This is a genomic window from Barnesiella sp. B2-R-119 (genome assembly GCF_023656675.1).
Classification (GTDB): Bacteria; Bacteroidota; Bacteroidia; order Bacteroidales; family Barnesiellaceae; genus Barnesiella; species Barnesiella intestinihominis.
The window spans coordinates 678,516-690,995 of sequence record NZ_JAMOKL010000002.1 but is presented as its reverse complement, the minus strand read 5'-3'; the positions used below and the strand labels follow the sequence as shown (position 1 = coordinate 690,995).

Here is a 12,480-nt window from a genome sequence, read left to right as displayed (position 1 = left end):
CGGGTAACTAAAACAAGTTCTTGGGTTCTGTTTTTATCCCATGAAGTTGTCGTCATGCCATCGACCGGTGTCATATCGACCGTCCGGGTAATACATGGTTCCATAGCCTTCTTTACAGCCGTTGACGAAATCACCTTCGTATTGTTCTCCGTTTTTGTAGAAGAATACACCCTTTCCGGTAAGTTGCCCGTTTACGAAGTCGCCTTCGTATCGCTCTCCGTCAGTCCATATATAGATTCCTTTTCCATGACTTATCCCTTCTACGAAATCGCCGTAGTAACAGTCCCCGCCTTTGTGAATGAAAACACCTTTTCCGGTACGTTTTCCTTCGATAAAATCTCCTTCATAGCGATCTCCGTCGGCCCAGAAAAAGAAACCTCTTCCAGAGGGTAAGCCGTCGACAAAGTCTCCTCTGTAATATTCTCCGTCTCTCTGGGTATAGATCCCTTTCCCGGTCTGTTTCCCGTGATCGTAATCTCCTTCGTAACAACTGCCGTCCGACCATGTAAAAACGCCTTTCCCATGTTGTTCCCCGTTTACGAAATCACCTTCGTAGCGTTCTCCGTTTGCCCACGTGTAGATACCGCGACCTTCGAATTTGCCGTTTGCAAATTGGCCCTCGTATCGGTTTCCGTTTGGCCAAGTATACATACCGGATCCCTCGAACTTTTCATTGACGAAATCTCCTTCATATCGTTGTCCTTCCGGGAATGTCATTATACCTTTGCCTTGTATTTTTCCGTCTTGAAATTCTCCTTCGTATATAATCCCGCAGAGGTCGGTAAGTGTGCCCCAACTGGGTTTGCCATCTTTGAGAACTCCTTTGAATGTACCGTCCGGGAGGCTGATACCCTCTCTCGGTGTTTCGCTGTAATAAGTCATGGTATTCTTTTATTATGATATCTTCAATCGCGTATTCGAGATAACGATATGCGAATATAGGAAAATACAGTCGATTTTCCAAACCTCTCGGCAGAAAATTATATGGGTCGCGTGACGGATAAAATGATTGTGATTTAATATGTATATATCTTATAATGAATGTATTGTGTCCGGTTTTAACCGCAGGGCTGTTTATGCCGATAACCTTTTGTTATGAATGGTAAAAAAGAATGATAATCAAAATCAGGTTTCGCTTGTTATATTTGTAACGGAATAAAGAAAACTCATCATTTAAATATAACGAATATGGAATTTTTGACGAATGAAAAACTCACGATCGTGGGTGCTGCCGGTATGATCGGTTCGAATATGGCACAGACTGCATTGATGATGCGTTTGACTCCCCATTTATGTTTGTATGACCCTTATGCTCCGGCTTTGGAAGGTGTTGCCGAGGAATTACGTCATTGTGCATTTAAAGGGGTAGATATAACCTTCACGAGCGATGTGAAAGAAGCTCTTACGGGAGCTTCGTATATCGTATCTTCCGGAGGGGCTGCTCGCAAAGCAGGAATGACAAGAGAGGATTTATTGAAAGGAAATGCCGAAATTGCCGCTCAATTCGGTAAGGATATACGCAGCTATTGTCCCGATGTGAAACATGTGGTCGTCGTTTTCAATCCGGCCGATATTACGGGGTTGATCGTATTGCTTTATTCGGGTTTGAAACCGTCTCAGGTATCCACGCTTGCGGCGCTCGATAGTACGCGTTTGCGGAGCGAGTTGGCAAAATATTTCCATGCGGTAGCCGATGAAATCGAAAATTGCCGTACCTATGGAGGGCATGGCGAGCAAATGGCGGTTTTTGCTTCGACGACAAAAGTAAAAGGAACTCCGCTCGCCGAGCTTATCGGAACGGAAAAATTACCGGCCGAAGACTGGGAGAAGATACGCCAGCAAGTCGTTCAAGGAGGCAAACACATTATCGATTTGCGAGGACGCTCTTCTTTTCAGAGCCCGGCCTATCTTTCTATCGAGATGATTGCTGCGGCAATGGGTGGAAATCCTTTCACGTGGCCGGCAGGTGTTTATTTGTCTGACGGGAAATTCAACCACATACTTATGGCGATGGAGACGATTCTCGATCGTTCGGGAGTACATTATAACCCGGTGTATGGTACGCCGGAAGAAGATAAAGAATTGGAGCGCAGTTATAAGCATTTGTGCGATTTGCGTGATGAGGTGATAGCGATGGGAATCATTCCCCCGGTTTCGGAATGGAATAAACTGAATAAAAATATCGAATAAACAGCGTTGTCGAACCTGTGGGATCCTGTTATAAAAATAGCGGCTTCTTACGAGAAGCCGCTATTTTTATCTTTATATTATACAGGACCGGTAAATCAACGTCCGAAGTTAAATATGTCGGAGTGTATATGCTCCCGATCCATAATGACTTTCAACTCTTCCACTTTGTCGGGATAAGTATTAGCTAAATTATTGTCTTCATGCGGGTCTTCGGCAATGTTGTACAACTCATGAGTCGGGTTTCCGTTTTTGATATTTTGTCGAATCAGTTTCCAATCTCCGGCTCTTACGGCTTGGCGTCCGTTTTCCTCGTGAAACTCCCAATACAAGAAGTCATGTTGCCGTTGTTCTCCCTTTCCGGTCAGAGTAGGGAGTATGGACAATCCGTCCATCGCCTCTTCGCGCCAATCCGTATCTTCACCCAACAATTCTACGAAAGTAGGCATCATATCCCAGCCGGCTGCCATCAAGTCGCTTATAGAGCCGGCCTCGATAGTCCCCGGCCAATAGGCGATATAAGGCACGCGCATACCGCCCTCGTACAAAGCTCGTTTCAATCCTCTCAGTCGTTCCTCTGTGTTGAAGAAAGTCGGATCTGCTCCTCCCTCGTTATGAGGGCCGTTATCGCTCGTGAATATAAATAAAGTCTTTTCGGCGATACCCAGCTCTTCCAGTTTATCGATGATTTGTCCCACATACGTGTCCAATCGGGTAATCATAGCCGCAAATTGTGCGCGGGGATTAGTTGCTGTGCCATAATCTCCATTGTCGTACCACGGGTGGGGCTCTTGAAATTTACCTTTATACATATCGACGATACTGTCTTGCGGTTGGCACAGTTCGGCATGGGGAATCGTATATGTGAAATAACCGAAAAATGCCTTGTCCTTGTTGTCTTCGATGAATTTCATCGCATGTTCGTGTATGGCATCTTGCGAATAACGTCCGTTTTGATACTCTTTTTCTTGGTTGTTCCACAAATACTCCGGGTAGTAAGAGTGCGCTTTACGCTGACAGTTGTATCCGTAAAATACGTCGAATCCCATCTTGTTAGCTTCTCCGCCCGAACCGGGATAACCCATACCCCATTTACCGAAACAACCTGTCACATATCCGTTTTGTTGAAACAGATGTCCCAACGTTTCTACGTTCGGATCGAGAGGCTCTTGTCCTTCGGGTTGTATTTCTTTATTTCCCCGTATTTTGGTATGTCCGGTGTGTTGCCCGGTCATCAACGAAGCTCTTGATGGAGCGCTTACGGCTGTACTTGCATAAAATTGAGTGAAACTCATGCCTTTATTTACGAGCCTGTTCAGATTGGGAGTCGATATCATTTGTTGGCCGTAGGCCTCTATATCGCTGTATCCCATGTCGTCGCAAAGCAAGTAAATGACATTGGGGCGTTCTGTTGTGGCGACAGCATCTCTTTCTTGGGCGAAGCACAAACCCGAAGTAAGGAGCAGGCTGCTTGCAGGGTATATAAATTTATTGGTATTCATACGTTTTATAAAGGTGTTTAAAGTTTGCTATCGAGAAGTTTGAGTGTGGTCGTTTTCCCGTTTTCCGGTTCGATGACTAAGACGATAAATCTTTCGGGATATTTCAATTCCCCTTCGAAGACGGTATCGGCAGAAAAGTAATTTCCTAACAGTTGGCCGGAGAGGCTCACTGCTTTGATCGTGTTGCGTCCGTCCAGTCCGGTTATGCTCAGTCGTCCGTCGTAGAGGTGGGCTTTGGGTGCTACGCTTCTGTCTCCGTTTTCAATTCCTGTGGGGGTTTTTAAAGGCACTCGATAAAAATACCACCCCGAACCTGTTCCTATACCGGCGTTGTATAGAACGACTCCCCATGTACCGTCTTGGGCGTTTAACAGATAGGAATTGTCGCCTTCGTACTTGATAGAGTAGCTCCCGTTTTCATGACCGCTGGATTCGATTGTGAATTGACTCCCGAGAGTAGAAGCGGTAAAATATTCTTTTTCTAAGACTTTCGACCCGGATATTTGCAAGTTCGTCCCTTTGTTTACGATATATACCCGATTATTTCCGGCATCTTCCAACCGCCAGAGAAATTTGTCTGTTTGGTTCGCCGGTTTTTCCACCCTCAGTGCGGTGGAATAATCCCCACCTGTGTTCGTATCATAGGCGATATATCTCTCTTTTCGGTTGGCGTCGGTGTGAGCATTCATGATTTGATACCAAATCGGGTCTTCGGCCGTGCTTATTTCGGGGGTGGCTAATACGGGAACAGCGGCTTCGAATACGGCTATCAGGCTCGTACTTTTCGTTACGGTAAATGTGTAGACCGATTCTTCACTCACGATTTCATTTCCCTCTTGCCAACCTTTGAATTCTATGGCAGACTCCGAATTTTCATTGATAATAGCTTTTACGGTGACTTGTGTCCCTATTTCGTAACGGCCGGCGTCGTTTGCCGGTGTTTCGATAATGGCAGTTCCCAGTTCGTCGTTGTTCGATGATACGCTTATAAAGCGGTCGGTTCTATCCGATGCTTCCAAAACATACACTACGAAATCATATACCCGTCCGCTAATCGAGGCATCGGCCGAGGAGGGGGTTGTCGATTCTATTCTTATGCGTATGAGAGTTTTTCCGAGTTCTGCGTTTTCGGGTATCGCTATGGTCTGTACGAAACTTTTGGTGGAGGCTGCTACTTGGGCGGGTCGTGATTCCTTTTCGAATACACCGTCGCGGTTCCAGTCGGTGTAAGTCGAGAGGGTATAGTTCGACGGATCGACGGTCATAGTCGCATTGAACTCGAAAGTTTCGCCCGCGATCAATAAGGAAGTCTCTTTCGACACTATGGCGAAATAACTGCCGGGAGAGTTCGGTTTTGCATATCCCAACGGGTAGATGACTGCATCGCCCGAGGTCGTTGCCGAAGAGATATAGCCTCCGTTGGCAGATCCGGCCGGCATTTGGTATATGGGGCTTTTTTCGCTGATACGTCCCAGCCGTATCATGGTTTCGAAAGGGTTCGATGAAATGTAGTCGTTACTCGAATCGTCGGCGGCTATTGCCGGTATTGTCATTGTAGCAACGGTGGCCGCTGCCAGAAATTTAAAGAATATATTCATGTCTTATCTATTGGATATAAATACAAAAGCATAGGACAATATAATTTTATCCTATGCTTTTATATCAGAGTTATTTAATGAATTTGATCATTTCTCCGCCTACATTTGCGATATACACACCTTTTTCGAGGGCCGATACAGAGATTTCCGTTGCATTGTCTACTTGCAAGACAATCTGTCCCGACAAATTATAAACGGTGGTTTGGGTGGGATTGGGGGAAATCAAGAGTCCGGCGTGAGCATCGTAATAAACTTTACCGGAAGCTATTCCTTCGATTCCCGATGCCGGAGAGATGGCGATTTCGAAATCATAGGCAATACCGTTTCTTATCTCGTTATAGAATTCGGTAAAGACTTTCGAGGGCCAGTCGTTGGACCAGGGATCGGGCCCCATGTAAACGACGCGCATGCGATAGGTTCCGGGAGCGGTTTCGGCCGGAACGGTTATCGTTCTGTCCCAACCTTCTGTAACATTGCCGTCAGGATCGTCGAAAGTATTGTCGCCTGAGTTATTGCCTACGGCAGCGTAAATCTCGTTTTCGCCGCTGAATTCTTTATCGTTGTTCCAGTCTATGTAGAGTGTTTGGTAAGACCAGACGATTTCAGGCTCGCATACGATGTCTCTATATCCGTTGTTATAGGTGATATCCTCGTTATACTGCTTGAAATTCATGGAGAAGTTTTCAACACCCTCTTCGAGGCGGATCGGATTTTCGGTCTTGTCGATAACAGCTCCTTCTACTTGTGGTGTATGTAGTTTTTTATATTCGGTGAAGGGGAGTTCTTCTTGGGTTGCGCAGGTGAACAGAGTCTCGGTATTATCGCCTGCGGTATAAGAAACAGAGCCTAAATAACGGTTCTGTTGATTAAGGTCTGTGACGTAGAAACGGGTCATGATGGGATAATCCTTTTCGACGAATTCGGCGACGAGAGTTTTATCTTCTGTCCCTTCGTAAGAATAAGTGTGTCTGTAACTTATAACAGTTTCAGTTCCCTCTTCCACCCATCTGTAAAACATATAGTTGTCGGCTGCGGTCGCTTTTACGATAAGAGCTTCCGTTTCAGGAACCTCTACACTTGTCGACTCTTTTCCTTCTATGGATACCGATCCTTTTGCCGAGTCTGCCGATTTTACTGAGACGGTTTTGGTAGCCGTTGGAGGGGTGTATTGAGCCGGATAGAAAAACCAGCCCGAGGCTTGGTGTGTTCCCATTTCATAAACGGTTACACCGTAATCCCATGACGTATCTGCGGCGTTCAGATAAGCGGCTTCCGAAATCCCTGTGTAATCCAGACAGTATTGTTTATCGGCACACTGCTGTTGTCCTGTGGAAGCAGATGTGGCCAGTACCCAAACAGCACCCTCGTCTGCACTCATCTCTAACATCGTATTGTTGATAGCGGTAGCTTCTACTGGAACAACAATGCGCATACCGCTCGAATGAACCAGTACGCAGTAATTGTCGCCTCCGTCCGCTTTTTCCAAACGCCAGATGTAAGCAGCATCGGTTGGCGGTGTGGTTAGCTGGTCGGTACATAAATTCGAACCGTCCCATTTCATAAATCGGTTTTGTCGATCGGAAGCCGTGAGGTGGGACGACATCATTGTATACCATTTGGGGGATTCCGCTGTGCTTATTTCGGGTTCGACAACCCCTGAAATAGGAGTAACCTGTGCTACGGATAGATTTGAAACAAGTAGACCTGCTAAAAGCAGTAACGGATTAAATAAAGATTTTTTCATACATAAAGTGTTTTTAATGGGTAATTAAATGTGTTTGTTTATTTTTTAATGATATTAGTAACGAACGGTTGTCTTTTATATAATTTTATTATGGGTTATTTCTAACGGTATGTAATCGCTTATATATTTTATAACTAATATGAAGGTTTAATCCCTAGTGAGAAAATTGGTTTTTTATGATTTATCTCATAAATAGTAATATTATACTATAATTAATTATATATTTATAAGGTGAATTTCTCCCATCGACTGCTAAAAGTATTACTATATTGGAGGGGGAAGTCTGAGTGAATACCCTCGTAGAGGTTCTCGAATGTCGCTTGAAAAAAATTAAAACAGTTTCTAAATATTTCGTATTGGATTATTTCTTAAAAAAGTTGTAAATTGCAGCGAATTTTAAATTTCAGGTTATGAAAAGATATTTGGTCACCGGTGCGGCCGGATTTATTGGGGCGAACTTTTTGAAATATTTGTTGAAAAAGTACGAAGAAGATATATATGTGGTCGTTTTAGACAAACTTACGTATGCCGGGAATCTGGGTACTATTAAAGACGAAATAGCCGATTCGAGAGTGCGGTTCGTGAAGGGGGACATACGCAATGCCGAATTGGTAGCGAACATTTTTGCCGAAACCGATATAGATTATGTGGTCAATTTTGCGGCCGAATCGCACGTAGACCGCAGTATAGCCAATCCGCAGCTCTTCTTGGAAACGAATATATTGGGCACGCAGAATATGCTCGATTGCGCCCGCAAGGCTTGGTATAAGGGAAAAGATTCCGAAGGGATGCCTCTCTATGCCGAGGGAAAGAAATTCTTGCAAGTATCGACCGACGAGGTCTACGGCTCGTTGTCTAAGGATTATATCGACCCGCAGCCGTTGGAAATTACCGATGCCGATGTGCGCAAAGTGGTGACCGGACGTACCGACCTGCATACTTATGGCAAACGGTTCTTTACGGAGACGACACCACTCGATCCCCGTTCTCCTTATTCGGCTTCGAAGACGAGTGCCGATATGTTCGTGAGGGCTTACCACGAAACCTACGGCATGCCGGTGAATATTACCCGATGTTCCAATAATTACGGTCCCTATCATTTCCCGGAAAAATTGATACCTCTGATTATCAAGAATATATTGGCCGGTCAGAAACTCCCGGTCTATGGTAAGGGCGACAATGTGCGCGACTGGCTCTATGTGGAAGACCACGCTAAGGCTATCGATGCCGTATTGGAACGCGGCCGTATCGGCGAAGTCTATAATGTGGGCGGATTCAACGAAGAACAGAATATCAATATCGTGAAGCTCATCATCGGTATTATTGCCCGTATCATGCGGGAAGAACCGGAATATCGTAGGGTATTGAAGACCGATGTGAAGAATATTAACGAGGATTTGATTACTTTCGTGGGCGACCGTCCGGGGCACGACATGCGTTATGCCATCGATCCGTCGAAGATTGCCCGTGAATTGGGCTGGTATCCCGAGACCCCCTTTACCGTGGGGATAGAGAAAACTGTGCGTTGGTATCTCGATCATCAAGATTGGGTGGACGAAGTAGTCAGCGGCGATTACCAGAAATATTACGAACAAATGTACGGCAATCGTTGATTGCCCTAATAAGATACGAACGATGAAAGGCATAGTATTGGCCGGAGGCTCCGGCACGAGATTGTATCCCATTACTCGGGGAGTATCGAAGCAGATGCTTCCGGTGTATGACAAACCTATGATTTATTACCCCATATCGGTATTGATGTTGTCTGGTATTCGTGAGATACTTATTATCAGCACTCCTACCGATTTGCCCGGATTCAAGAGATTGTTGGGAGACGGCGGACAGTTCGGCGTGCGTTTCGAGTATGCCGAGCAGCCATCGCCCGATGGACTGGCGCAGGCGTTTATCATCGGGGAGAAGTTTGTGGGGAACGACACCGTGTGCTTGGTGTTGGGCGACAACATCTTTTACGGGCAGAGCTTTACCCGCATGCTGAGACAGGCCGTTGCCGATGCCGATAAAGGAATGGCGACGGTGTTCGGTTACCGGGTGGGGGATCCCGAACGTTACGGTGTAGTCGAGTTCGACGAAAGCGGACGGGCGATCAGTATCGAGGAGAAACCGGCAAAGCCTCGTTCCAACTATGCCGTGGTCGGTCTTTATTTTTACCCTAATCGGGTCGTGGAGGTTGCCAAGCAGGTGAAACCATCGGCACGGGGAGAATTGGAAATAACCTCGGTGAATCAGGTCTTTCTCCAATCGCAGGCTCTTGGCGTACAGTTGATGGGACGAGGTTTCGCTTGGCTCGATACCGGTACGCATGAATCGCTGTACGAGGCATCGAACTTTATCGAGACCATCGAACACCGACAAGGGCTGAAAGTGGCCTCTTTGGAAGAAATCGCTTATCGCATGGGGTGGATAGACAAGGAACATTTGCTCGGACTCGCCGAGCCGATGAAGAAAAACCAGTATGGACAATATTTGATAAGACTGGCGAACGATGAGCTTTGACCGGGTGAGATGGATCGAGTTGCCCAAAGTGGCAGACAAGCGGGGAAACCTGTCGTTCATCGAGAGTGCACGGCATATTCCGTTCGAGATAGCGCGTACTTACTGGCTGTACGATGTGCCGGGCGACGAGCATCGCAACGGCCACGCTTTCAAAGAACAGGAGGAGTTTATCGTGGCCTTGTCGGGCAGCTTCGATATCGTGTTGAATGACGGCACGGAGACTCGGCGCTATCACATGGCACGTTCGTATTACGGCTTGTATGTGCCCCGCATGATGTGGCGCGAGCTGGATAACTTCTCGACCAATTCGCTGGCGTTGGTATTGTCGTCGACTTTGTACGATGCCGGCGATTATATAGAAGATTTTGAAGAGTACCGCACTTTATTGAAAGGAAGGAATGATGAGTAAAAGAGCTTCGGTGGACGATTGCCGACTGATACGATTGCCCAAGCACGAGCGAGAGAATGGAAACATCACTGTGGTGGAGAATGACATCGACCTGCCTTTTGCCGTGAAACGGGTGTACTATCTGTATGATGTGCCGGGCGGAGAGGAACGGGGCGGTCATTCACACAAGCAACTTTACCAGTTGTTGGTGGCGGCCGGTGGATCGTTCGATGTAATTCTCGACGACGGCATCTCCACCCGTACGGTGACTTTGAACCGACCCTCCTACGGGCTGCTTATCGTGCCGGGTATCTGGCGGGTACTCAATAATTTCTCTTCTGGGTCGGTCTGTTTGGTGCTGACTTCCGATTATTACGAAGAGTCGGATTATATTCGCGATTATCAAGAGTTTAAAGAAATTAGCCGATAGATGAAATATCCCCAATTATCCCTACGAGAATCCAATGCTCCTTATATGGAGGAGATGAAGACTGCCGCCGCCGAAGTTATCGAGGGCGGGTGGTATATCCGGGGGAAGTACGTGTCCCGGTTGGAAGAGCAATTATGTGCATATCTGGGTTGTCGCTATGCGGTAGCTACGGGAAACGGGTTGGATGCCTTGCGTTTAATGTTACGTGCATACATCGAGATGGGAGTCATGCAGCCGGGTGACGAGGTTATCGTGCCCTCGAATACCTATGTGGCTTCGGTTCTCGCCATTACCGACAACGGGCTAGTACCTGTGTTCGTCGAGCCGTCGGTACACACTTACAATCTCGATACTTCTTTGGTGGAGCGGGCTGTAACAGCTCGCACGCGGGCGATTATGGTCGTCCATCTGTACGGTCGGGTTTGTTGGGACGAATGTCTGAAAGACGTAGCTGCCCGTTACGGGTTGAAAATTGTAGAGGATAACGCTCAGGCTTTCGGTGCGGTTTCGCCGGTGGCGGGATTGCAGGGCTCGTTTCACACCGGAGCTTTGGGCAATGCCGCCGGATTGAGTTTCTATCCGACCAAAAATTTGGGCGCATTGGGCGATGCGGGGGCAGTGACGACCAATGACGGGGAACTGGCCGAAGTGGTCCGAGCATTGGGTAATTACGGCTCGGCAGAGCGGTATGTGAATCTTTATAAGGGGGTGAACAGCCGCATGGACGATTTGCAAGCTGCATTCTTATCGGTGAAATTGAAATATCTCGATGAGGATAATCGCCGTAGGGTCGCTGTCGCAAAGGCATATTCCGAACATATACATGGCAAGGAAATCGTACTTCCCGAACCGGGAGGTGAGGGAGAACACATTTGGCATCAGTATGTCGTACGATGTTCCGAGCGGGACCGGCTGAAAAACTATTTGGAATCGGAAGGGGTGGGCACTCTCATTCATTATCCCATACCTCCACACAAACAACAGTGTTATCGAGAATACAATCAATTGCCTCTGCCTATTGCCGAACAGCTTGCCGATGAGGTATTGAGTCTGCCGATGTCGGCTTATCTAAACGAATCCGATGTGCTTGAAATAGCGAGGATTATCAATCGATTTTCTTAAACTTTTTGTTTTTAATCACTCTTCGAAGCAATGGAACAGAGAGATAAAAACTTTTTTTCGTGTGTACCGGATACTAAATTTCCAACATTCTTTTTTCTCTGTCCAGATCTTTTGCATTCAGTAATGGAGAAGGGACATTGCATGTTTTGATGTAGTCTCCCGGTTGACAAGTATAATCGTAATAAGGACGTATCTCGTCTGTTAATTCTTCGGGTGATACGAGGCGACCTTTTAAAAGCAGGAAATCGTCGATGTTAGTACTGTCGGAATGCTTGATGAAAAGGATGCGCCGTGCAATAGGATTGCGGTTATAATCTAAACATAGATAGAGACCTTTCAGCATATGGGGAAAATCATACATAGGTAATTGTAGATAAATGGTAAATAAAGCCATTTGCGGCATTTCCCGTTCATTGAACATAATGTAGGCATTTTGGTGATTGCTGAACATACCTATGCCGCAATGAGTCGTATTATATGTGTTCATGTGCATTACTCTTACGTAAGAGTTGTTTTCGGAAGCAGAGATTAGATAAGGCTCTACTTTCAATGAGTGCGATGAGGACGATAAACTGTAACTGATATAAATTCCGCTGTAATTATATACCTCTTGCACCGAGTTTTGCATTTCTTCGGTTAGCATGTTTAAAAAAGGATTTGCTTTTTCTTCTGCACCGGTATTGGGTTCCAATCGGAAAAGTTGTGTTTTCAGTTCTTGTAAATTGCCTAACAACCTCTTTTTTGATATATTGTTCACTTGTGAAAGGGCATAATCCAACGCATCTTCTTCATTTTCTCCTTTATTGATGCCACTCAAATAGGTGGGTAATACGCTGGAATATAAAGAAGATAATACGCTGGCTGCCATGTTGGTATAGTCGGCGATTTCCTTCATTTTTACACCTTGATTCCGCAAATACTCTATTCGTTTATATATGTCAAGCAAATCGTTCATAAGCATTGAAATTTCTATCGAACCTTAAAATAATTATACA

At 46.0% G+C, this 12,480-nt stretch carries 11 protein-coding genes; 6 read left to right on the top strand and 5 right to left on the bottom strand.

What is annotated here, in order from left to right; genetic code table 11:
• Positions 1 to 33: 33 nt before the first annotated feature.
• Positions 34 to 882, bottom strand: a complete 849-nt coding sequence (locus NBH06_RS06135) for an MORN repeat-containing protein (protein ID WP_195491055.1) — start codon at positions 880 to 882, stop codon at positions 34 to 36.
• A 306-nt stretch (positions 883 to 1,188) separates the two neighbouring features.
• Between NBH06_RS06135 and NBH06_RS06130 the strand changes: the two genes are divergently transcribed.
• On the top strand, positions 1,189 to 2,190 hold the full coding sequence (locus NBH06_RS06130; RefSeq protein WP_046417125.1) for a malate dehydrogenase: 1,002 nt from the start codon (positions 1,189 to 1,191) through the stop codon (positions 2,188 to 2,190).
• A gap of 95 nt (positions 2,191 to 2,285) precedes the next feature.
• Here the strand turns inward: NBH06_RS06130 and NBH06_RS06125 are convergent, their stop codons facing one another.
• The 3 genes from NBH06_RS06125 to NBH06_RS06115 form a co-directional block, all read right to left on the bottom strand.
• Entirely contained in the window at positions 2,286 to 3,689 is a 1,404-nt protein-coding gene (locus NBH06_RS06125; RefSeq protein ID WP_195554952.1) for an arylsulfatase, read from the bottom strand.
• A 17-nt stretch (positions 3,690 to 3,706) separates the two neighbouring features.
• A complete protein-coding gene (locus tag NBH06_RS06120) occupies positions 3,707 to 5,287 on the bottom strand; it encodes a GEVED domain-containing protein (RefSeq protein ID WP_250793338.1) in 1,581 nt (526 codons plus the stop codon).
• Between the two features lie 70 nt (positions 5,288 to 5,357).
• The gene (locus NBH06_RS06115) at positions 5,358 to 7,031 is read right to left on the bottom strand and encodes a T9SS type A sorting domain-containing protein (RefSeq protein WP_250793337.1); all 1,674 of its coding nucleotides are present in this window, start codon (positions 7,029 to 7,031) and stop codon (positions 5,358 to 5,360) included.
• 410 nt (positions 7,032 to 7,441) lie between these two features.
• Between NBH06_RS06115 and NBH06_RS06110 the strand changes: the two genes are divergently transcribed.
• From NBH06_RS06110 to NBH06_RS06090, 5 genes are read left to right on the top strand one after another with little or no spacing between them, the layout of a single operon-like run.
• Positions 7,442 to 8,644 carry a dTDP-glucose 4,6-dehydratase gene (locus NBH06_RS06110; protein WP_250793336.1) on the top strand — a complete coding sequence of 401 codons (1,203 nt, stop codon included), beginning with the start codon at positions 7,442 to 7,444 and terminating at the stop codon, positions 8,642 to 8,644.
• 22 nt (positions 8,645 to 8,666) lie between these two features.
• A complete protein-coding gene (rfbA, locus tag NBH06_RS06105; RefSeq protein ID WP_250793335.1) occupies positions 8,667 to 9,545 on the top strand; it encodes a glucose-1-phosphate thymidylyltransferase RfbA in 879 nt (292 codons plus the stop codon).
• Positions 9,535 to 9,954 (top strand): sugar 3,4-ketoisomerase, encoded by a 420-nt coding sequence (locus NBH06_RS06100; RefSeq protein ID WP_008861506.1) that lies wholly within the window; start codon positions 9,535 to 9,537, stop codon positions 9,952 to 9,954. Before rfbA ends, NBH06_RS06100 begins: the two co-directional genes overlap by 11 nt.
• A complete protein-coding gene (locus NBH06_RS06095; protein ID WP_008861507.1) occupies positions 9,947 to 10,363 on the top strand; it encodes a sugar 3,4-ketoisomerase in 417 nt (138 codons plus the stop codon). Before NBH06_RS06100 ends, NBH06_RS06095 begins: the two co-directional genes overlap by 8 nt.
• The gene (locus NBH06_RS06090; protein ID WP_250793334.1) at positions 10,364 to 11,485 is read left to right on the top strand and encodes a DegT/DnrJ/EryC1/StrS family aminotransferase; all 1,122 of its coding nucleotides are present in this window, start codon (positions 10,364 to 10,366) and stop codon (positions 11,483 to 11,485) included.
• A gap of 73 nt (positions 11,486 to 11,558) precedes the next feature.
• Here NBH06_RS06090 and NBH06_RS06085 read toward each other — a convergent pair whose 3' ends face one another.
• Positions 11,559 to 12,440 (bottom strand): hypothetical protein, encoded by an 882-nt coding sequence (locus NBH06_RS06085; protein WP_155012738.1) that lies wholly within the window; start codon positions 12,438 to 12,440, stop codon positions 11,559 to 11,561.
• Between the last annotated feature and the right edge of the window lie 40 nt (positions 12,441 to 12,480).

Excerpts from the sequence above, each read along its gene's own strand:
- NBH06_RS06135 (WP_195491055.1), bottom strand. The coding sequence starts at position 882 with ATGACTTATTACAGCGAAACACCGAGAGAGGGTATCAGCCTCCCGGAC.
- NBH06_RS06130 (WP_046417125.1), top strand. The coding sequence starts at position 1,189 with ATGGAATTTTTGACGAATGAAAAACTCACGATCGTGGGTGCTGCCGGT.
- NBH06_RS06125 (WP_195554952.1), bottom strand. The coding sequence starts at position 3,689 with ATGAATACCAATAAATTTATATACCCTGCAAGCAGCCTGCTCCTTACT.
- NBH06_RS06120 (WP_250793338.1), bottom strand. The coding sequence starts at position 5,287 with ATGAATATATTCTTTAAATTTCTGGCAGCGGCCACCGTTGCTACAATG.
- NBH06_RS06115 (WP_250793337.1), bottom strand. The coding sequence starts at position 7,031 with ATGAAAAAATCTTTATTTAATCCGTTACTGCTTTTAGCAGGTCTACTT.
- NBH06_RS06110 (WP_250793336.1), top strand. The coding sequence starts at position 7,442 with ATGAAAAGATATTTGGTCACCGGTGCGGCCGGATTTATTGGGGCGAAC.
- rfbA (WP_250793335.1), top strand. The coding sequence starts at position 8,667 with ATGAAAGGCATAGTATTGGCCGGAGGCTCCGGCACGAGATTGTATCCC.
- NBH06_RS06100 (WP_008861506.1), top strand. The coding sequence starts at position 9,535 with ATGAGCTTTGACCGGGTGAGATGGATCGAGTTGCCCAAAGTGGCAGAC.
- NBH06_RS06095 (WP_008861507.1), top strand. The coding sequence starts at position 9,947 with ATGAGTAAAAGAGCTTCGGTGGACGATTGCCGACTGATACGATTGCCC.
- NBH06_RS06090 (WP_250793334.1), top strand. The coding sequence starts at position 10,364 with ATGAAATATCCCCAATTATCCCTACGAGAATCCAATGCTCCTTATATG.
- NBH06_RS06085 (WP_155012738.1), bottom strand. The coding sequence starts at position 12,440 with ATGAACGATTTGCTTGACATATATAAACGAATAGAGTATTTGCGGAAT.